This is a genomic window from Sphingomonas panacis, assembly GCF_001717955.1.
Lineage (GTDB): Bacteria > Pseudomonadota > Alphaproteobacteria > Sphingomonadales > Sphingomonadaceae > Sphingomonas > Sphingomonas panacis.
Map to the genome: position 1 here is coordinate 4,862,774 of NZ_CP014168.1, position 20,216 is coordinate 4,882,989.

22 protein-coding genes and 1 pseudogene are annotated in these 20,216 nt (G+C 64.3%); 6 read left to right on the plus strand and 17 right to left on the minus strand.

The annotated features are described in order from the left end of the window. Window positions 1-102: 102 nt before the first annotated feature. Entirely contained in the window at window positions 103-996 is an 894-nt protein-coding gene (locus tag J0A91_RS22595; RefSeq protein ID WP_069206781.1) for an AraC family transcriptional regulator, read from the minus strand. A gap of 130 nt (window positions 997-1,126) precedes the next feature. Here J0A91_RS22595 and J0A91_RS22600 point away from each other — a divergent pair, with 130 nt between their 5' ends. The 3 genes and pseudogenes from J0A91_RS22600 to J0A91_RS25295 all read left to right on the plus strand — a co-directional run bounded on the left by J0A91_RS22600 (window position 1,127) and on the right by J0A91_RS25295 (window position 2,806). After that, on the plus strand, window positions 1,127-1,882 hold the full coding sequence (locus tag J0A91_RS22600) for an SDR family NAD(P)-dependent oxidoreductase (protein WP_069206782.1): 756 nt from the start codon (window positions 1,127-1,129) through the stop codon (window positions 1,880-1,882). 53 nt (window positions 1,883-1,935) lie between these two features. After that, window positions 1,936-2,364 carry a tautomerase family protein gene (locus tag J0A91_RS22605; RefSeq protein ID WP_069206783.1) on the plus strand — a complete coding sequence of 143 codons (429 nt, stop codon included), beginning with the start codon at window positions 1,936-1,938 and terminating at the stop codon, window positions 2,362-2,364. 188 nt (window positions 2,365-2,552) lie between these two features. Next, window positions 2,553-2,806: pseudogene (locus J0A91_RS25295) on the plus strand (SDR family oxidoreductase). A 78-nt stretch (window positions 2,807-2,884) separates the two neighbouring features. Here the strand turns inward: J0A91_RS25295 and J0A91_RS22615 are convergent. The 3 genes from J0A91_RS22615 to J0A91_RS25100 are packed head-to-tail and all read right to left on the minus strand — an operon-like array spanning window position 2,885 to window position 4,729. Beyond that, complete coding sequence (locus J0A91_RS22615) at window positions 2,885-4,000, minus strand: hypothetical protein (RefSeq protein WP_150127030.1); 1,116 nt, start codon at window positions 3,998-4,000, stop codon at window positions 2,885-2,887. A 41-nt stretch (window positions 4,001-4,041) separates the two neighbouring features. Continuing rightward, a complete protein-coding gene (locus J0A91_RS25095) occupies window positions 4,042-4,443 on the minus strand; it encodes an SDR family oxidoreductase (protein WP_276204596.1) in 402 nt (133 codons plus the stop codon). Then, a complete protein-coding gene (locus J0A91_RS25100) occupies window positions 4,397-4,729 on the minus strand; it encodes an SDR family NAD(P)-dependent oxidoreductase (RefSeq protein WP_276204597.1) in 333 nt (110 codons plus the stop codon). The genes J0A91_RS25095 and J0A91_RS25100 overlap by 47 nt, the downstream gene beginning before the upstream one ends. 161 nt (window positions 4,730-4,890) lie before the next feature. On the opposite strand from J0A91_RS25100, the gene J0A91_RS22625 reads away from it, so the two are divergent. After that, window positions 4,891-5,820 (plus strand): LysR family transcriptional regulator, encoded by a 930-nt coding sequence (locus tag J0A91_RS22625; protein WP_069206785.1) that lies wholly within the window; start codon window positions 4,891-4,893, stop codon window positions 5,818-5,820. Window positions 5,821-6,094: 274 nt separating this feature from the next. On the opposite strand, the gene guaA is transcribed toward J0A91_RS22625, so the two are convergent. Beyond that, window positions 6,095-7,651, minus strand: coding sequence for a glutamine-hydrolyzing GMP synthase (guaA, locus tag J0A91_RS22630; protein ID WP_069206786.1), 1,557 nt, complete (start codon window positions 7,649-7,651; stop codon window positions 6,095-6,097). Between the two features lie 147 nt (window positions 7,652-7,798). Here guaA and J0A91_RS22635 point away from each other — a divergent pair, with 147 nt between their 5' ends. Then, a complete protein-coding gene (locus J0A91_RS22635) occupies window positions 7,799-8,113 on the plus strand; it encodes a tetratricopeptide repeat protein (RefSeq protein WP_240502131.1) in 315 nt (104 codons plus the stop codon). Window positions 8,114-8,149: 36 nt separating this feature from the next. Here the strand turns inward: J0A91_RS22635 and J0A91_RS22640 are convergent, their stop codons facing one another. The 7 genes from J0A91_RS22640 to J0A91_RS22670 all read right to left on the minus strand — a co-directional run bounded on the left by J0A91_RS22640 (window position 8,150) and on the right by J0A91_RS22670 (window position 15,328). Then, window positions 8,150-10,294 (minus strand): prolyl oligopeptidase family serine peptidase, encoded by a 2,145-nt coding sequence (locus J0A91_RS22640; RefSeq protein ID WP_069206787.1) that lies wholly within the window; start codon window positions 10,292-10,294, stop codon window positions 8,150-8,152. A 145-nt stretch (window positions 10,295-10,439) separates the two neighbouring features. Then, window positions 10,440-10,859 (minus strand): 50S ribosomal protein L17, encoded by a 420-nt coding sequence (rplQ, locus tag J0A91_RS22645; protein ID WP_069206788.1) that lies wholly within the window; start codon window positions 10,857-10,859, stop codon window positions 10,440-10,442. Between the two features lie 213 nt (window positions 10,860-11,072). Continuing rightward, a complete protein-coding gene (locus J0A91_RS22650) occupies window positions 11,073-12,137 on the minus strand; it encodes a DNA-directed RNA polymerase subunit alpha (RefSeq protein WP_069206789.1) in 1,065 nt (354 codons plus the stop codon). 100 nt (window positions 12,138-12,237) lie between these two features. Beyond that, entirely contained in the window at window positions 12,238-12,627 is a 390-nt protein-coding gene (rpsK, locus tag J0A91_RS22655) for a 30S ribosomal protein S11 (protein WP_034161671.1), read from the minus strand. A 99-nt stretch (window positions 12,628-12,726) separates the two neighbouring features. Continuing rightward, a complete protein-coding gene (rpsM, locus tag J0A91_RS22660; RefSeq protein ID WP_069206790.1) occupies window positions 12,727-13,095 on the minus strand; it encodes a 30S ribosomal protein S13 in 369 nt (122 codons plus the stop codon). Between the two features lie 183 nt (window positions 13,096-13,278). Then, window positions 13,279-14,595: a sensor histidine kinase gene (locus J0A91_RS22665; RefSeq protein WP_240502132.1), complete on the minus strand. Its 1,317-nt coding sequence runs from the start codon at window positions 14,593-14,595 to the stop codon at window positions 13,279-13,281. 40 nt (window positions 14,596-14,635) lie between these two features. Then, the gene (locus tag J0A91_RS22670) at window positions 14,636-15,328 is read right to left on the minus strand and encodes a winged helix-turn-helix domain-containing protein (protein WP_069207592.1); all 693 of its coding nucleotides are present in this window, start codon (window positions 15,326-15,328) and stop codon (window positions 14,636-14,638) included. A 295-nt stretch (window positions 15,329-15,623) separates the two neighbouring features. On the opposite strand from J0A91_RS22670, the gene J0A91_RS22675 reads away from it, so the two are divergent. Next, the gene (locus tag J0A91_RS22675) at window positions 15,624-16,319 is read left to right on the plus strand and encodes a hypothetical protein (RefSeq protein WP_169833210.1); all 696 of its coding nucleotides are present in this window, start codon (window positions 15,624-15,626) and stop codon (window positions 16,317-16,319) included. 28 nt (window positions 16,320-16,347) lie between these two features. Here the strand turns inward: J0A91_RS22675 and J0A91_RS22680 are convergent, their stop codons facing one another. From J0A91_RS22680 to rpsE, 5 genes are all read right to left on the minus strand, one after another. Next, on the minus strand, window positions 16,348-16,995 hold the full coding sequence (locus J0A91_RS22680) for an adenylate kinase (RefSeq protein ID WP_069206792.1): 648 nt from the start codon (window positions 16,993-16,995) through the stop codon (window positions 16,348-16,350). 33 nt (window positions 16,996-17,028) lie between these two features. Further along, window positions 17,029-18,393: a preprotein translocase subunit SecY gene (gene secY / locus J0A91_RS22685; protein ID WP_069206793.1), complete on the minus strand. Its 1,365-nt coding sequence runs from the start codon at window positions 18,391-18,393 to the stop codon at window positions 17,029-17,031. A gap of 169 nt (window positions 18,394-18,562) precedes the next feature. Further along, entirely contained in the window at window positions 18,563-19,114 is a 552-nt protein-coding gene (rplO, locus tag J0A91_RS22690; RefSeq protein ID WP_069206794.1) for a 50S ribosomal protein L15, read from the minus strand. Window positions 19,115-19,287: 173 nt separating this feature from the next. Beyond that, window positions 19,288-19,464 (minus strand): 50S ribosomal protein L30, encoded by a 177-nt coding sequence (rpmD, locus tag J0A91_RS22695; RefSeq protein WP_069206795.1) that lies wholly within the window; start codon window positions 19,462-19,464, stop codon window positions 19,288-19,290. A 6-nt stretch (window positions 19,465-19,470) separates the two neighbouring features. Beyond that, window positions 19,471-20,214 (minus strand): 30S ribosomal protein S5, encoded by a 744-nt coding sequence (gene rpsE / locus J0A91_RS22700; protein ID WP_083224869.1) that lies wholly within the window; start codon window positions 20,212-20,214, stop codon window positions 19,471-19,473. Between the last annotated feature and the right edge of the window lie 2 nt (window positions 20,215-20,216).

Genomic DNA, 20,216 nt, shown 5'->3' on the forward strand with positions numbered 1-20,216 from the left:
AACCCATCACATGAGCATGTTGGCGCTCCCGATAGCGTTTTCAGGACGGCAGCTATCGACTCCTGCGGCCGATACCCGCCTCGCTTGGTTGTCTGGTACTGACTATGCGGCAGCGTTGACCTGCGCCCGCGCCTGTCGAACATCGCGGGCGGGAGGCTGCCCGAACATGCGGCCATATTCCCGCGTGAACTGCGGCACGCTCTCATACCCCACGCCGTAGGCGGCGTCGCTGATCGTCTCACCTTGCGCGAGCATCCGACGCCGGGCCTCGATCAGCCGGAGCTGCTTCTGGAATTGCAGCGGCGACAGCGACGTGATGCTGCGGAAATGCATGTGGAAGGCGGACAGACTCATCCCCGCCGCTTCGGCCAGAGCCTCGACCTTGATGGGTTCGGCATAGCGCTTGCGAAGTACGGCGACGGCGCGCGCAACGCGCTGCGCGTGGCTGTCTGTGACGCCCAGCGCACGGATCGCGCCTCCATGCCGCCCGCTGAGCAGCCAATAGTGCAGCTCCCGGCTAAGCTGCGGCCCCAGCACTGCGAGCGCGTCGGGACGGTCGAGCAGACGGAGCAGACGTAGGGCGGCATCGGCAACCTCCGCCTCGGTCGGATCGACCCGCACCGGCTGATCCGCCTCAAACGGCGCCGCGCCGATCTGGCTCACCAGACTGGCGATGATGGTGGCGTCAAGCTCGAGAACGAGTGAATAATAAGGCAAGGCCCGACTGGCGGTCGTGATCTGGCTCACCGTAGGCACGTCGGTGGTGATAAGGAGGGAGTCACCCGCGCCGAAGTCGAAGGTGCGGCTGCCCATCGTCACGCGCTTGCCGCCTTGCAACACCAGCGCAACCAGCGGCTTGGACACGGCGTATTGCAGCAAGGTCGGTGCCGTCTCACGCAGGATCACCAACCCCTCGACCGGAGTCGCCGCAACCCCGGACCGATCTGCATGGACATCGGCATAGCGCCGGGCATGGTCGAGAAGCTGATCCGTCATGGGCATCCAATACGGAAGGCGCGGCGATGCCACAACGTGTTTGGATGATTGGGCAAGTTTTACGCATGATCGCGCAACACCGCCAATGCGGTTCGATGCATATTGCCGGTAACCCAAACCGGAGGCATCCATGACCACAATCTCTCTCGTTACCGGCGGCAGCCGCGGCCTCGGCCGCAACACCGCGATCAGCATCGCTCGCCATGGCGGCGACGTGATCCTGACCTATCGCAGCGGCAAGGAAGGCGCCGATGCCGTCGTTGCCGAGATCGAGGCGCTGGGCCGCAAGGCGGTGGCGTTGCAGCTCGACACCGGAGAAATATCGACCTTCCCGACGTTCGTGGAAGGCGTCCGCGCTGCGTTGGCCGGCACCTTCGGCCGCGATACGATCGACCACCTCGTCAACAACGCGGGGCACGGCGAAATGGCGGACTTTGCCGCCACCACCGAGTCGCAGTTCGACACACTGTTCAACGTCCATGTGAAAGGCGTGTTCTTTGTGACGCAGGCGCTGCTGCCGGTTCTCGCCGATGGCGGGCGCATCATCAACTTCTCGTCCGGCCTGACCCGCATATCGTTCCCCGGCTTCTCAGCCTATTCGGCGGCGAAGGGCGCGGTCGAAATCCTCACCGTCTACATGGCGAAGGAGCTCGGCGCGCGGGGCATCACCGCCAATACGGTCGCCCCCGGCGCGATCGAGACCGACTTTTTCGGCGGCGCGGTGCGCGACATCCCCGACTACAACACGGCGTTCGCCGGCATGACCGCGCTTGGCCGTGTCGGCCTGCCCGACGATATCGGGCCGATGGTGGCGAGCCTGCTCGGCCCCGACAATCGCTGGGTCAACGGCCAGCGCATCGAGGTGTCGGGCGGCCAGACCATCTGACGCCCAAGTCGCGGCGGGGCGCATGGCGCCCCTCGCATTCCGAAAGCAGCACCATGCCGAAGCTTATCATCCACGCGCCAGCCGGCACGTTCGACGCCGCCGATCGGCAGCGGGTCGCCGGTGCCTTGATGGCGCTGGGCCTCGATTGCGAGGCGCTGCCGTCCTCGCCGATGGTGTGCAGCACCGTATGGACCTACTTCGCCGACTATGCGGCCGATGCCGTGTTCATGGGCGACAAACCTGCCCGGCTGCCCGTCGTAACGCTCCAGATATATGTCCTGGCCGGTGGCCTCGACACTGCCGGCAAGCGCAAGCTCATCGAAGGTGCAACCGCCATCCTGGATCGACGCCCAGGCGGAACGTCGGTCGCGCCGGTGTATGTCGTCATCCACGAGGTTGCGGAAGAGAATTGGGGCATCTTCGGTGAGCAGGCCGATCTGGCCGCGCTGCGCGCAAGCGCGCCGGACGCCCCGGCGATTTGACGTTTGCACGTTCGCGGCCGTGCTGGCGCTACGTGCTATGATCCGAATTCGAGCATTGTCGGGGCTCGGTGTTCGGATTGCAGGCAGCGCGACGGGCGGCCGGTGGTGCTGATCGGGTCGATCGCGGGCTCGGCGGGGGATCGCCTCCTACGGCACGTATGCCGCGACCGAGGCCGCCCTGCGTTCCTATGCGCGGCACCTGGGCCGCGGAACTCGTGCCGCACGGCATCCGCGTCAACGTCGCCGCACCTGGGCCAACCGACACCGCGATGATGGCGCGCGTGCCCGAGGCCGTGCGGGCGGTCTTGATCGCGCCGGTCCCGCTTGGTCGCATGGCACGCCCGCCGAGGTCGCCGCAGCCGCCCTCTTCCTCCTGAGCGACGAAGCGAGCTACATTGCCGGAGTCGAACAGTACGTCGACGAGGGTATGCGGCAGGTCTGATCGTCGTCGTGGGAACGTACCCTTGTGCAGCGTGTTGCCCCGCAGCCGAGCGCGACAATGAAACGAATTGTGGACGTTTTATTGGGGAAATGCGGGGCGCTTCCAATGATATTCGGGAGTTTCGCAGTCCACGCAAGCCACATCCTCTACCGGCTCGCCCGTTATGGCCGCCGCAAACCAGTTGAGGAATCGAACGCCGTTGGATTGCCGCGTGTAAAGCCGATCCAGCACATGTGGGCGTCCGCGATTGTCCAGCGCGTTCTTCGCCAGAACGGCGTCATAGTATCCGCCGATGATCGCTTCGTCGTGCCCCCAGCTGGTATAGCTGCGGAAGTTGGCGATGCGCGTGCGGATATAGGCGTGCGCCTCGTCCAGCTTCGCGGGAACGTCGGGCTTCCTGTCGCCAATCATCTGCATGAACATCGCTTGCACGGCATCGTGTCGTTCATTGTACTGATGAAAGACGATGTCGGGGTGGAGCTCGGCCGCGCGGACATAGAGATCCTCGATGGTCAGCCCGTCGATCGGCACATCCTCGAAGCCCTCGACGCGCTTCAGGACGTTTTCCGTCCCCCAAGATTTGAAAAGCGGGGCGAGCTTCTCGCGTAAGTGATAGGCGCCGCCGCCGTCGGCGAAATGCGTGACCTTGGCAGCGGGATACTGCCGGGCGACGATGTGCGTGAACAGGGGCGAGGCGAGCGCACCTGCGCTCCAGCCCATCACCGCGACGGTGTCCGGTTGGGCGTAGGTTTTGAACATCCAGTCGAGGGCCAGCATGGCGTTGTCGAAGCCCTTATGCAGGATCGTGACCTCGCCTGCCGGGTGGCCGTTCATCGCGGGCGTGTCGTAAACGGGCGTCGCGTCGCCCAGGAAGACGTCCCCGTTGGCCGTGGGAAGGTAGGCCACGGTGTAGTCGGCAAGCGGGTTTTCGGGATTGTCGGTGTCGAAGATCCCGCCCAGGTCGGTCGGATCGAGCTCGAGGCCCGCGAACGCCCGATAGTGCGGGCGGCAATGCAAGGCGCAGTTTTCGCCCGTCCAGCATGCCCCGCCACCGGCGAAGATCACGGCGAGCTTCTTCGGATCGCCCTGCTTCACCCAGAAGGAATAGGGCGTCCCTTGTGAGGAACCGGGCGCTCCTGCCGGCAAGACGTTCCGCCATGGGTTTGGCACCGTTCGAATGGGTTGCGTCGGCATGAGTGTCTCCTGATTTCATCGGGCTGAAGCAAAGCGACGGTTCACCACGGGACGGGTTGCCCCTCGCGGTCGAGAAATTGCAGGCCGGGCCTGCCCCTTTGGGCGAGAAGGACCTCGACGACCTTCGGCACGGCCTCTTCGACACTGAAAGGTGCGTTAGAACCGCCCAGGGCGGTGCGGATCCAACCCGGCGCCATCAGCACGAAGGCGCGCGCATCGTCGGCATGACGCGCGGCATGGCACCGCATGAGCTGGTTCAAGGCCGCCTTGCTGGCACGATAGACGTCGTTTCCGCCTCTTATGTTGTTGCCGAGGCTCCCCTGCCCTGACGACATGACACCGATAAGCCCGTCCGCGGCCACGAGCCCCTGCAGGCCTTCGATGACATGCATCGGACTAAGCGCGTTCGTGACCATGACACGATTGAAGACGTCGGTGGACACCCTGTCCGGCAGGGACGTTCGGGTCCGTGTCCGCAATTCCAGCATTGACGAACAGGACATCGAAGCGGTCGGTGAGACGTTTTCGCAGGGACTCGATCTGATCCGGCGCTGTGATGTCCAGGCACTCGATCGTTATCCAGCCCGGCTGCTTGTCCGCCAATTCGTGCAACGCGGTTCTGGCATCGCCTCGCACTGTTCCAGTGACGTTCCAGCCCCTGTTCACGAATTCGGAGGCCATCGCGAGACCTAGCCCCCGCGATGCGCCGATCAGCAGAATATCAGACATTGGTAACGCCTTTCGCAGCCCGTACATAAAACAGATGAGGCGAGCGGGCTCTCATACGTCAGTGATAGCGGTGTTGCGGTCATGCCGGCAGACGCATCGAACACACTATATGGTTGCATCATACGCCATGCCAGAACCGGCATAATGGTGTAGGTTCGGTTATGGACCACGTGGACTTGAACCTTTTATCAGCTCTGGACGCACTGCTTTCTGAGGGAAGCGTGACGGGTGCGGCTCGGCGTCTCGGCCTGAGTCCTTCCGCCATGAGCCGGACGCTGGCGCGCCTGCGCTCGGCGACCGGGGACCCTCTGCTCGTGCGGGCGGGACGCGGACTTGTGGCGACACCCTACGCCGCCGAGCTCGGCGAACGCGTTCACACGCTTAGCCGGGAGGTCCTCGCGGTCCTCCGCCCGCGCGTGGATCAGGTGGACATCGCTATGCTTGAGCGGACCTTCACCATTCGGGCTAGCGAAGGGTTTGTCGCAGGTCTTTCCGCCGCTTTGGTCACTGCGATTGCGACGGCTGCGCCGCGTGTCCGCCTGCGGTTCGCGCCAAAACCCGAAAAGGGCGCGCGCCCGCTCCGGGAGGGGCAGATTGATCTGGAGATCGGGGTGCTCGGTCCCTTCGCGCCCGAGGTACGCACACAGGCCTTGTTTCGAGACAATTTTGTCGGCGTAGCCCGGATCGGGCATCCGCTTCTTGCGGACACGAACATCACGATCGAACGATATGCGGCGTGCAATCATGTCGTTGCTTCACGGCGAGGTGAATTTAGCGGCCCCGTCGACAACGCGCTCGAAGAGCTTGGGCTAAGCCGCATCGTGACGTGTGTCGTGCCGGGATTTCCCGACGCCATGAGGATCGCTCGTCAGACGGATTTGGTCGGGCTTGTGCCGCGGTCGTGCTTTGGCATTGGCTTCGATAGCGACCTGGCAGACACAGTCGGACTTCAGAGCTTCGAGCTTCCGGTTCGAACGCCGGAAATCGTGATCTCGGCGATGTGGCATCCCCGACTGGACGCCGATCCGGCGCATCGCTGGCTTCGTGAAACCGTCGTTGCGGTATGCCGGAGGGCGAACCAACACCGATGACGATCGCCGATACCGAGGCGCGCCACGAGACCGCTTGGACTGCAGCTATGATTGCCCCGCATCCAGAGGCACGAGTTCCAAAGCTCGGCGCCTTGAAGAAAGGACTTGCACAAAGCGCTCAGGTTCGGCGCAGCGCTGACCGCAATCTCTCTTGCGCGGCGCCAATCGCTGCGGTTGTCGACGTACCCTAGGCTATCGGCCAGCTCAAATTAGTTTTGTCAGGCACTTACGTCGTATTCTGGCGTAGTCTCGCCCCCCTCTGGAGGGGTAAAAATCATTCCCATTCGATCGTGCCCGGCGGCTTGCTCGTATAGTCGTAGGTCACGCGGTTGATGCCGCGAACCTCGTTGACGATGCGGGTGGAGACGCGCGCGAGGAAGCCGCCGGGGAATTCGAACGCCTGCGCGGTCATGCCGTCGGTCGAGGTGACGGCGCGAAGCGCCAGCACGTTGTCATAGGTGCGGCCGTCGCCCATCACGCCGACGCTGCGCACCGGCAGCAGCACCGCGAATGCCTGCCAGATCGCGTCGTACAGCCCGGCCGTGCGAATCTCCTCGAGGTAGATCGAATCGGCCTTGCGTAGGATGTCGCAGCGCTCCTTGGTCACCTCGCCGGGGATGCGGATCGCGAGGCCCGGGCCGGGGAACGGATGCCGTCCGACGAAGGCTTCGGGAAGCCCGAGTTCACGGCCGAGCGCGCGGACCTCGTCCTTGAACAATTCGCGCAATGGCTCGACGAGTTGCATGTTCATGCGTTCGGGCAGGCCGCCGACGTTGTGGTGGCTCTTGATCGTCACCGAGGGGCCGCCGGTGAAGCTGACGCTCTCGATCACGTCGGGATAGAGCGTGCCCTGCGCGAGGAAATCGGCGCCGCCGACCTTCTTCGCCTCGGCCTCGAACAGATCGATGAACGCCGCGCCGATGAACTTGCGCTTCTTCTCCGGTTCGGTGACGCCGGCGAGGCCCGCGAGGAAAGTCGCCTCGGCGTTCACATGGACGAGCGGGATGTTGTACGAGTTGCGGAACAGGCTGACGACCTGATCGGCCTCGCCGCTGCGCATCAGCCCGTGATCGACGAACACGCAGGTGAGCTGCTCGCCGATCGCCTCGTGGATCAGCACCGCCGCCACCGCCGAGTCGACGCCGCCCGACAGGCCGCAAATCACCCGACCCTTGCCCACTTGCTTGCGGATGTCGGCGATTTTGGCGGCGCGGAACTCGGCCATCGTCCATTCGCCGGAGAGTCCACAGACGTGGCGGACGAAATTGGCGAGGAATTTGGCGCCGTCGGGCGTGTGGACCACCTCGGGATGGAACTGTGTCGCGTAATAGCGGCGCGCATCGTCGGCGACGACCGCGAACGGCGAACCGGGGCTGACCGCGACCGGGCGGAAGCCGGGCGCGAGGTCGATCACCTTGTCGCCGTGGCTCATCCAGACCTGATGGCGCTCCTGCGGCGCCCATAGCCCGTCGAACAGCACGCAATCGTCCTGGATCTCGATGAACGCCTGCCCGAATTCACCCGACTCGCCGAGCACGACCTGCCCGCCGAGCTGCTGCATCATCACCTGCTGGCCGTAGCAGATACCGAGTACCGGCACGCCGCTTTCGAACACCACCGGCGGAACGCGCGGGCTGCCGTCGTCCAGTACCGAGGCCGGACTGCCCGAGAGGATCACGCCCTTGGGCTGCATCCGCGCGAACGCCTCGGCGGCGGTCGTGAAGGGCGCGATCTCGCTATAGACGCCGGCCTCGCGCACGCGCCGGGCGATGAGCTGAGTCACCTGGCTGCCAAAATCGACGATGAGGATCGAATCGGTGGGATGTGTCATGGCGAGCCGATACCGGCTCGTGCCGCTTCGCGCCAGCCTGTGCCGTGCCCAGATGGACTGTAACAAAAAACCATTTCACATATCTGACGCATATGTGTCATCATTCTGTAACATCGCAAAAACGCGATGATATGGAAGGATGATCTCATGGCTAAAATGATTGCTCTCGCATTGCTTGTCGCCGCGCCGCTGTCGGCGGTTCCGGCAGTGGCCGCCCCCGCCAATCCCAGCGTCTCGACGTTGGAAGCTGTTACCCTCGTGAATCCGAACGATGGCGGCACCGCGATCGAACTCGCACAGGCCTATCTGCGCGCCGACCGCCCCGGCGAGGCGATGAACCACTATCGTCGCGCGCTCGCGCTCGACAATGTCATGCTGGAAACGCGCTTCGGCGACGCGATCTGGTCGCATACCGTCGCACGGCAAGCGCTCAAGACCGTGACCGCGGTCTCGTCGCGTTGACCTATCGGCAGGGGCGCCATGGCGCCCCTGCTCGTTCTATTCGACCGGCTTGATCGCCAGCCCGGTCCACTTCGCCGCGAATGCCCATACGTCGGCGGTTTCCGCGATCACCTTGTCTGTCGGTTTGCCGCTGCCGTGTCCGGCGCGAGTCTCGATGCGGATGAGATGCGGCTTCGGCCCGATATCCGCCGCCTGCAACGCCGCCGCATATTTGAAGCTGTGCCCTGGCACGACGCGATCGTCGGTGTCGGCGGTCTCCGCGAGGATCGCGGGATACGCACGGCCACCCTTGATGTTGTGATAGGGTGAATACGCATAAAGCGCGCGAAAATCGGCTTCCTTCGAGGGGTAGCCGTAATCGTCGACCCAGTAGCGCCCCGCCGTGAACCGATCGAAGCGCAGCATATCCATCACGCCGACCGCCGGCATCGCCGCCGCGAACAGATCGGGCCGCTGGTTGGTGACCGCGCCGACCAGCAGGCCGCCATTCGATCCGCCCTGAATGGCGAGACCGTCCTTCGACGTGATCCCTTGCGCCTTGAGATACTCGCCGGCCGCGATGAAATCGTCGAACACGTTCTGCTTGTTGGCGAGCCGACCGCCATCATGCCACGCCTTGCCATATTCGCCGCCGCCACGAATGTTGGCGACCGCGAGCACCCCGCCCTGCTCCAGCCACGCGATCCGCGTTGCCGAGAAGGCCGGCGTCACCGAGATGTTGAACCCGCCATAGGCATAGAGCAATGTCGGCGCCGGCCCCGCCACGTCCTTGCGGCGCACGACGAACATCGGCACCCTGGTGCCATCCTTCGAGGCGTAGAAGCGCTGCTCGACGGCGTAAGCGGCAGGATCGAACGCGACCTTGGGCTGTGCCCATATGGTCGATGTGTCGGTCTTCACGTCGTAGCGGTAAATCGTTGTCGGCGTGGCGAAGCTGGTGAAGGCGTAGAAGGCCTCACTGTCGCCTTGCGTGCCGCTGCCACCCACCACGGCGCCGATGCCCGGCAACGCGACCTTGCCCGTGGGCGTACCGTCTAGGCCGTAGCGGCGCACTTCGGATTTCACGTCTACCAGATAGTCGGCGACGATCTTGCCGCCGAGGATCGACGCGCTCTCCAGCACCGCACCACCCTTGTCTTCGGGCACGACCTCGTGGATCGGGACTTCCGCCGACCGCGCGAAGAGGTTGGTCGAGACGATGCGCAACCGCGGCGCGTCCTTGTTGGTCGACCAGTAGAAATTACCGCCCTGATTGCCGACCAGCGTCCACTCGTTTTCCAGCCCCTTGAAGATCGTGCGCGGGGTCGGCTTGGGCGCGGTCAGGTCGATAACGGTGATCTCGTAGCGATTGTCAGTGCCTTCGGTGGTGGTGATGACCAGCCACTTGCCGTCCTCGGTCAGTTGCGCGCCGTGGCCGCGCTTGGGATGATCGGGCGTCTCGTAGATCAGCCGGTCGCTCGTCTGCGGGGTGCCGAGCGCGTGGAAATAGACCTTCTGGTTCTCGTTGAGCGCCTGGAATTTCTCGCCAGAGGGTGGCGCCGGAAAGCGCGAATAATAGAAGCCTGAGCCATCCTTGGCCCAGGCAAGCCCGGAAAACTTCACCCACTCGATCGTATCGGGCAGCAACGTGCCGTTGGCGACATCGAGGATCCTGAGCGTGCGCCAGTCGGTGCCGCCATCCTGCACGCCGTAGAGCAATTTGCCGCCATCCTCGGACGGCACCCATTCGGACAGCGCGGTCGCGCCGTCCTTCGACCATGTGTTCGGATCGATCAGCACGCGGCCGGTGCCCGTCAGGCTGTCGCGGACGAACAGCACCGCCTGGTTCTGCAAACCGGCATTATGGGTGTAGAAGTAGCGCCCGCCCTTCTTCACCGGCACGCCGAACCGCTCGTAATCGAGCAACGTCTTGAGCCGCGCGGCGAGTAGGTCGCGGCCGGGCAGCGTGGCGAGATAGGCGCTGGTGGTCGCGGTCTGCGCATCGACCCATGCCTTCACCTTCGCGTCGGTGCGGACATCGTTCTCGAGCCAGCGATACGGATCGGAAACTTTCACGCCGAATTGCTCATCGACCTGATCGACGCGGGGGGTGGCGGGATAGGTCATGGTCGGGGCCTTGCTGGTCTGGGCGAGAGCGGGGGCGGAAAGAACAAGCGCGATCAATGGCATGGCGCGACGCATTCTCACCTCCCGAAACGAAAAAAGGAGCCGCACCGTAGCAGGTGCGACTCCTTTCTCAACCTGGTCTCAATCCGTTCATGTCGAGCGCCGTCGAGATACAAGGCACAAAGCCTGCCCCTCGACTTCGCTCGCGGCGAACGGAAAATTACGCGGCCTCGTAATCCTCGTCCGACATCACCGGACCCGAATCCTGGCCCTTGGCCGACACGTCGCGATCGACGAACTCGATGATCGCCATCGGCGACGCGTCCGAGGCGCGGATGCCGGCCTTGACGATGCGGGTGTAGCCGCCGTTGCGCGAGGCGTAGCGATCGGCCAGCACGTCAAACAGCTTCACCAACTGCGCGTCGTCGAGGAGCCGGGCGTGCGCGAGACGGCGGTTCGAAAGACCACCCTTCTTGGCGAGCGTGATGAGCTTCTCGACGTAGGGACGCAGTTCCTTCGCCTTGGCGACGGTGGTGGTGATCTGCTCATGCTTGATGAGCGCTGCCGACATGTTGCGGAACAGCGCGATGCGGTGGGCCGAGGTCCGCTGAAGCTTACGGCCGCCTACACGATGACGCATTGGTATATCCTTTTCGTTCGTTAAGGGGCCGTGTGAGGTACCCCAGAGCAGGCCAGGACGGTGCGCTGGCCGATATCCGTCGCCCCGGCGAAGGCCGGGGCCGCTGTGTAACTTGGCCCGCCGCGGCGAAGCCGCGTCGCCCGACGATGCTTTTCGGCACCGCCAGCCGGGCTGATGTCGTCTCCGGGTTAGCTTGCGCTAACCCGGTGCGACTTAGCCCATGATTTCCTGCTCGAGCTTCTTCGCCATCTCTTCGATGTTCTCGGGCGGCCAGCCGGGGATTTCCATACCGAGACGGAGACCCATCGACGAAAGCACTTCCTTGATCTCGTTGAGCGACTTGCGGCCGAAGTTCGGCGTGCGCAGCATCTCGGCTTCGGTCTTCTGGACCAGATCGCCGATGTAGATGATGTTGTCGTTCTTGAGGCAGTTGGCCGAACGGACCGACAGTTCGAGCTCGTCGACCTTCTTGAGCAGGTAGCGGTTGATCTGCTGGGTATCGCCCGAAACCTCGCTGGTCGCAGCCGGGGCCGCAACGCCGGTCGGTGCCGAACGGGTCATCGCCGAATCGTCGAAGTGGACGAACAGCGCCAACTGGTCCTGCAGAATGCGCCCGGCATAGCCGACCGCGTCCTCGGGAGTGACGGTGCCGTCGGTCTCCACCGTCAGCGTGAGCTTGTCGTAATCGAGTTCCTGCCCAACGCGGGTGTTCTCGACCTTGTACGACACCTGACGCACCGGCGAATACAATGCGTCAACCGGGATCAGCCCGATCGGCGCATCCGCCGGACGGTTTGCGACCGCCGCGACATAGCCCTTACCGACATCGGCGGTGAGTTCCATGTTGAGCGTCGCGCCGTCGTCGAGATGGCACAGCACGAGCTTGGGGTTCATCACCTCGATGTCGCCCGTAACCGCGATGTCGCCCGCCGTGACGGTCGTCGGACCGGTCGCCGAGAGCTGGAGGCGCTTCGGCCCCTCACCCTGCATGCGAAGCGCGATCTGCTTCACGTTGAGGACGATGTCGGTCACGTCCTCGCGCACGCCGGCGAGCGAGGAGAATTCGTGCAGGACGTTCTCGATCTTGATCGAGGTGACGGCGGCACCCTGGAGCGACGACAGCAGCACGCGACGCAGCGCGTTGCCGAGCGTCAGGCCGAAGCCACGCTCGAGCGGTTCGGCAACAAAGGTCGCCTTGCGCTTGGCATCGCCGCCCGGCTTCACTTCGAGGCCGTTGGGCTTCTTCAATTCCTGCCAGTTCTTAGCATTGACGGACACGGGCTTCCCCTTGGTTTTGGGCGGGAGCAGGAGGGCAACTCCGGCCTTGGGCGAATCGTCCGCGACCGGCGGCGATCAACCGCGCACGGACGAGACGAATTCAGACGCGGCGGCGCTTCGAGGGGCGAACGCCGTTGTGCGGGATCGAGGTGACGTCCCGGATCGAGGTGATCTGGAAGCCGACCGCCTGAAGTGCGCGCAGAGCCGATTCGCGGCCCGAGCCGGGGCCCTTGACCTCAACCTCGAGCGTGCGGACGCCGTGCTCGGCGGCCTTCTTGCCAGCGTCTTCGGCTGCGACCTGCGCCGCATACGGAGTCGACTTGCGGCTGCCCTTGAAGCCCATCATGCCTGCCGACGACCACGAAATCGCGTTGCCCTGGGCATCGGTGATCGTGATCATGGTGTTATTGAAGCTGGCGTTCACATGGGCCACGCCCGACGTGATGTTCTTCCGCTCGCGGCGCTTGATGCGCTGTGGTTCGCGTGCCATTTTTTCGTCCTATTCCTATATCCTGAGACGGAAGGCGGCGGGCGGTAGCGCCCGGCGCGCCTCCGGCGGAGAAAAAGCTCAATCAGTCCCCCGGACTGATTACTTCTTCTTGCCCGCGATCGGCTTCGCCTTGCCCTTGCGGGTGCGCGCATTGGTATGCGTGCGCTGGCCGCGAACCGGCAGGCCCTTGCGGTGACGCAGGCCGCGGTAGCAGGCGAGGTCCATCAGACGCTTGATGTTCATCGCGGTCTGACGGCGCAGATCGCCCTCGACCGTGAGATCGGCGTCGATCGTCTCGCGGATCTGCAGCACTTCCGAATCGGTGAGATCCTGAACGCGGCGCTCCGGCGCGATGCCCAGCTTGGCGGTGATTTGCTGTGCCTTGGTATTGCCGATACCGTGGATATAAGTGAGCGCGATCACCACGCGCTTGTTGGTCGGGATGTTGACGCCCGCGATACGTGCCATGAAATCTGTTCTCCTGCTCCACAGGGCCTGCATGGCTGCATACCCCATCTCAACGCGTTGCCTATTCCAACACGCACGATTGCGGCGCGCGCCATGAGCGCCGCCGTAGCCGGTGTGTCGGAGAGAAGCGCACGTAAGGACTCGGCCCCGTGCTGTCAAGCGGATCAAGGCGGCTCGCCGTCGCTATAGCGGCACGACGATCGCGACGATCAGCCCCGGTGCATTGTCACCCAGTTCCAGCCGCCCGCCATGCAGCCGCGCGACCGCCTCGACCAGCGCCATCCCCAGCCCCGCGCCGGGCGTGGTACGCGCACGATCGAGCCTCCCGAAACGGCGTAGCGCCTGCGCACGATCGGCCTCGGCGATGCCCGGGCCGCGATCCTCGACCTGGAAACGCAGCCAGCCCTCGTCCGGTATCAGCCGCAGCGTCACCGCGCCACCCGCCCCCGCATGCCGCAAGGCGTTGTCGATCAGATTGGTGATCGCTTGCGTCATCAGTTCGCGGTGAAGGATCACGCGCGCGCCGTCGCCTTCGATCACGGTGGTGAACGCCATGCCCGCATCCTCCACCACCGGCGCGTACAGTTCGGCGATCTCCTCGACCAGCGCCGCCGGATCGACGCTGGTGAAGCGGTCGCGCGAGAGCGACTCGGCACGGCTGATCTCGATCAGCGTGGTCAGCATCCGCATCACCAGATCGGTCTCGACGAGGAGGCCGCTCATTGCCGCCTCGCGCTGCTCGGGATCGCCGTGGAGCACCGCCGCCTCGGCCTTGCTACGTAACCGCGCCAGCGGTGAGCGCAGATCATGTGCGAAACCATCGGTGACGACGCGCAATTCCGTCATCAGGCGCTCGAGCTTGTCGAGCATCGCGTTGAGCCGTGAGGCGAGCCGGTCGAAAGCGTCCTGGCCGCCAGCCAGACCCTGCACCCGGCGGGTCAAGTCGCCGGCGGCGACGCCCTCGATCACATCGGACACTTCATTGAGGCGGTGGCCGACATAGCGAGTCACCGCCAGCCCGACCAGGATGCCAAGCGCGAGCGACAGCAACGTCGCCGCCACCATCGCCTGTTCGATGCCGCGCTGCTCCTGCTCCCAATCGTCGAGCAAGCGTCCGCTGATGAGGAAATCCCCCCCGACCCGCCGTACCGCATAGCCGGCCTCGCGCTCCGACCACGGCCGGGCGCCGCCGAGCTTACCGATGCGGAACGTGGTGGGTTCGGGCGCGCCGGCCAGTGTGATATCCTGTGGGCCAACGCCGATCCGCCGCACGCCCCCGCCATCGACGACGGCGAGGATCAGCGACATATCCCCCGGCGCGCGCGCTTCGGTGATCGCCCGCGACAGAGCGGGCATCCCACCCGAGCGCCACACCGAGACAAGCGCGTCCGACTGTTCGATCGTATCGCGGCGCAACGCATCGATCGCATCGTCATGTATCTGCCGCCACACGAACGCGACGAGCACGAGGTTCGAGATCAGCGCCAGCGCGATCGCCAACAGCGCGATCCGCGCCGTGACGGTGAGGCGAAAGGGGCGTCTAGCCGTCGGCAGAGAGACGGTATCCGGCACCGCGCACGGTATGCAGGATCGGCGCGCGGAAGCCATCCTCGATCTTCCGCCGCAGCCGCCCGATATGGACATCGACCACATTCGAGCCCGGATCGAAATGGTAGTTCCAGATCTTCTCCAGCATCATCGTGCGCGTCACCACCTGCCCGGCGTGCCGCGCAAGATATTCGAGCAGGTTGAACTCGCGCGCGCCGAGCGGGATCGAGCGGCCCTCACGCGTAACCGTGCGGGCGAGCAGATCGATCTCGAGATCGCCGACGCTGAGCTTGGTAACCTGGTTCTTCGACACCGCCAGATCGACCCGGCGCAGCAGTGCTTCGATCCGGGCGAACAGTTCGGCGAACGAGAACGGCTTGCAGAGATAATCGTCGGCGCCGGCCTTCAGTCCGTCGATCCGGTCATCAACCGTGGCGAGCGCGGAGAGCATCAGCACCGGCGTGCGAATACCCGCGGCGCGGATCGCACCGATCATCGCGAGACCGTCGAGCCCCGGCAGCATGCGATCGGCGATGACAAGATCGAAGATGCCCTCACTGGCGAGGAACAGGCCGTCGCGGCCATCCACCGCGGTCTCTATCGAGAACCCGGCCTCGCCCAGGCCCTTGGCCAGATAGGCGGCGGTGCCGGCGTCATCTTCGACGATCAGGATCTTACGGGTCATGGGCTGCGACATTCCGGACGGGCCCTTTAGCCTAGAACGGATTGAGGCCGGCGGAAAGTGAACCTTCCGCCGGCCAACGGCGCCCCCGGGAGTGCGGACGCCGATCTCGGAAATATATGGGCCAAAGCACATCGGCCATGTCCGCCTCTTAGCGATCGCCCTCCCCCGATTCGGTGAAGGGCGGATGACGAACCTGTCATGTGGGCGATGCTGCCGGATCGGATCAAGAACCGTCGGACAGAGCGCCCCGGCCACTGTACCCGCATGTGATAACAGCCAGGGGAGGAAGCTTGCGATGACAGGCGTTATGTCACGCGTCCGGCAGCTCGCACGCCGAGCCGGATTGTTGCCGCGCGATTACGCATCGGCCGCGTTCGGCGTGCCGCGGCGCTGGTCGAATGCGGAGTTGCGCCGTTTCGCACCTTTGTTCGGAGGCGCTGCCGTCAATGTCAGCGCATGGGAAGATCGCGACAAGGAGGGCGACTTCTACCGAAACTATTTCCGTTCGGCCTCGTCGTGGAGCATCACCAACTTCGGGACCGAGCAGGGAACACTCCAGGGCGCGGACAACGAAATATTCCTCGATCTGGAAGCAGCGTTACCGGCCGATCTCTCGCGGAAGTTCGCCACCGTCTTCAATCACACGACGCTGGAACACATTTGGGACTTCAGGCGCGCGTTCCGCAACCTCTGCGCGATGTCGTCCGACATCGTCATTATCGTCCTGCCGTGGTTGCAACCGCAGCACGCCGATTATGGCGATTACTGGCGGTTCTCGCCGCAATCGACCATCCGCCTGTTCGAAGAAGAGGGCTTCGAGCCGCTATATCTCTCGTGGACGCAGGAACCCAACGCAGCGGTCTACATCTTCGCGATCGCGTCGCGGCAACCCGGCAAATGGCACACGCACTTTCCGGCGCGCCCGGCGGGATCATCCGATCCGCACTTCCTGCTGACGACCGAACGTGCCGCCGGGTCGCGCGTGTTCTAAACACGCGGCGAAGGGCTGCGCTCGACCGTTACCGGTCGAGCACGTCCGCGACCTGCGCGCTCACCTCGTCGATATCGGCCATGCCATCGACCTTGGCGACGATACCGCGCGCTTCGTAAAGCGGCAAGATTGGCAGCGTCTTGGCGCGATATTCGGCCATGCGGGTGCGCACCGTCTCTTCATTGTCGTCGGGGCGGCGCTTGAACTCGGTCGAGCCACACACATCGCAGACGCCAGCCACTGCGGGCTGTTTGAAATGATCGTGATAGCCCGCACCGCACTTGGCACAGGTGTAGCGCCCGACAATCCGCTCGACGAGCGCATCCTCGTTCACGTCGAGTTCGATCACCGTGTCGAGCTTGCGACCGTGTTGGGCGAGGATCGCGTCGAGCGACTCAGCCTGCGCGGCGGTGCGCGGATAGCCGTCGAAGATCGTGCCCTGTTCGGGCGAAAGCGTTCCGAGTTTGTCGTCTATCAGCGCCGAAACGATTTCGTCGGAGACGAGCGCGCCCGAATCCATCACTGCCGCGACCTGATGGCCAAGCGGCGTGTCGGCCTTGCGCGCGGCGCGGAGCATGTCGCCGGTCGACAATTGCACCATCCCGCGCGTCGTCTCAAGCCGGCTCGCCTGCGTGCCCTTGCCCGCTCCCGGCGGGCCAAGCAGAATGATGTTCACGACTGTCCGTCCCCTGTTGTGTACCCGTCCCGCTTAGCGCAGGCGGCCGCCCTTCAGCTTCGATTTCTTGATTAGATCGCCATATTGATGCGCGAGCAAGTGGCTCTGGATCTGAGTCACCGTATCCATCGTCACGTTGACGACGATCAACAGGCTGGTTCCGCCGAGATAGAAGGGAATCTGGAGCATCGACACCAGCTCTTCGGGCAGCAGGCAGATGATCGCCAGATAGCCCGCGCCGATCACGGTGATTCGCGTCAGCACGTAATCGAAATAGATCTCGGTGTTCTTGCCGGGCCGGATGCCGGGGATGAAACCGCCGTAGCGCTTCAGATTGTCCGCCGTCTCCTCGGGGTTGAACACAACCGCGGTATAGAAGAACGAGAAGAAGATGATGCCCGCGCCGTAGAGCAGCATGTACACCGGCGAGCCGTGCTGCAGGTACTGGTTGAGCGTCAGGATGACGTCGCTCCACCAGCTATTGCTCTCAACCCGCTTGCCGGCGAACTGCATGATCGTCAGCGGCATCAGCAGCAGCGACGAGGCGAAGATCGGCGGGATCACGCCGGCGGTGTTGATCTTGAGCGGCAGATGGCTGCGGTCGGCCTGCATGCCGCGCTGGGTCTGGCGCTTGGGGTACTGGATCAGGATGCGGCGCTGTGCGCGCTCCATGAAGCAGATGAACAACACCAGGGCGACCACCGCGACGATGATGCCGACGATGCGGAAGCCATCGAGATTGCCCGAACGGCCGCCTTCGAACAGATTGTACAGCGTGGTCGGCAGGTTGGCGACGATGCCGGCCATGATGATGAGTGACATGCCGTTGCCGATGCCGCGGCTGGTGATCTGCTCGCCGATCCACATCAGGAACATCGTGCCGCCGATCAGCGAGATGACCGCGGCGACGCGGAACATCATGCCGGGATCGACCACGGCCTGCACGCCCTGGTTGGCGCCGAGCGTTTCCAGACCGACCGCGATGAAATAGCCCTGCACCGCCGTCAGCGCGACCGTGCCGTAGCGCGTGTACTGGTTGAGCCGCTTGCGCCCGCTCTCGCCTTCCTTCTTGATCGCCGCCAGCGTCGGTGACAGCGAGGTGGCGAGCTGAATCACGATCGAGGCGGTGATGTAGGGCATCACGCCGAGCGCGGTCAGACTCATCCGCTTGAGCGAGCCGCCTGAAAACGCGTTGAAGAAATCGAGCACGCCGCCGCTCGTCGACTGCGAGAGCTGGCTAAGCGCGGTCGGATCGATGCCGGGCAGCGGCACATAGCTGAGCAGCCGGAAAACGATCAGCGCGCCGATCGTGAACCAAAGGCGCTTCTTGAGATCTGTCGCCTGTGCGAACTTCGACAGGCTGATGCTGGATGCCATCTGGTCGGCTGCGGATGCCATGCTGGAAATCGTCCCGAACTACGGTCTAGGAAACAAAAGCGGCGGAAAGCGTTTAACCGCCCCGCCGCTCATATAGTCATGCGTTTGGGGTTGCCTAGCGCCATTGTGGTCGGGAGCGTTCCCGCGCCACGTTCGCCCCGCCGCGTTTGTCCGCGACGGGGCATTAAGATCACGCGTTGGCGGCGATCTTGGCGGCCTTGTCGGCCTTGCGCTCGCGGTACTTGACGCCCTTCTTGGCAGCGGCCTTCTCGGCAGCCGGAACGACCGTAATCACCGAAACCGAACCACCAGCCTTCTCGACCGCTTCGATCGCGCCCTTCGACGCACCGGCAACGGTGAAGGTCAGCGGCGAGGTCAGTTCGCCCTTGCCGAGCAGACGGACGCCGTCCTTGCCACCGCGCGCCAGGCCAGCGGCCTTGAGCGACTCGTGATCGAGCGACGCATCGGCAGCGATCTTGCCGGCATCGACCGCCTTCTGGATCGCACCGAGGTTCACCTCGGCATAGTCCTTGGCGAAGATGTTGTTGAAGCCACGCTTCGGCAGACGCATGTGGAGCGGCATCTGGCCGCCTTCGAAGCCGGCGATGCTGACGCCTTCGCGGCTCTTCTGGCCCTTCTGGCCACGTCCTGCGGTCTTGCCCTTGCCGGAACCGATACCACGGCCGACACGCATCTTGGACTTACGGGCGCCCGCGTTGTCGCGGATTTCGTTCAACTTCATGGAATGCACTCGCTTTCGCTTTTGTCGCGCTGATGGAATGGAAGGCGGAGCGTCTAGCGAGACGTTCCGCCTTTGTCACGCTGATTCTGGGCGGCGAAGAGTCTCGCCGCGCCACATAGAAAAGGCCGCCACGCGCGTGACGGCCCTTCCCTATTGCAGATGTCGAACGAAGCTTACGCTTCGATCTTCACCATATGCGCGACCTTGCGGATCATGCCCCGAACCTCGGGGGTGTCTTCCAGCTCGCGCGTCTTGTGCATCTTGTTGAGGCCGAGGCCGATCAGCGTCGCGCGCTGATCCTTCTCGCGGCGGATCGGCGACCCGGTCTGCGTGATCTTGATGGTTGCCATCGTGTCTTACTCCACCACAGCCGCGGCATCAGCCTCGGCGGTCTGTGAACCGCCACGGCCCAGCAGATCGGCGATCTTCTTGCCACGACGCTGCGCGACTGCCTTGGGGCTGGTCTGCGAGGTCAGCGCCTCGAAGGTCGCGCGGATCATGTTGTACGGATTGGACGTGCCGACCGACTTCGTCACCACGTCGGCAACCCCGAGCGATTCGAAGACGGCGCGCATCGGGCCACCCGCGATGATGCCGGTGCCCTGCGGCGCCGAGCGCAGCGTGACGAGACCGGCACCGAAGTGACCATTGCCGTCATGATGCAGCGTGCGGCCTTCCTTCAGGGGAACGCGGACCATTGCCTTCTTGGCAGCAGCCGTTGCCTTCGAGATGGCCTCCGGCACTTCGCGTGCCTTGCCATGACCGAAGCCGACCCGGCCCTTGCCGTCACCCACGACGACGAGTGCCGCGAAGCCGAAGCGCTTGCCGCCCTTCACCGTCTTCGAGACGCGGTTGATGTGAACCAGCTTCTCGATCAGCTCTTCGCCGCCGTCGTCAGCGCCACCGGGGCCACCACGGCCACGATTGTCGCGACCGCCGCGATTGTCGCGACCGCCACGGTTGTTGCCGCCGCCCGGAGGGCCGCCGCGACCACGGCCGCCACGCGGACCACGGTTCTGATTCGGACTCTGCGGCGCCTCGGCGGTGCCGGCCTCAGCCGGAGCGCCTTCCTGCGACTGGATATCGTTGGTGTCGGCCATTC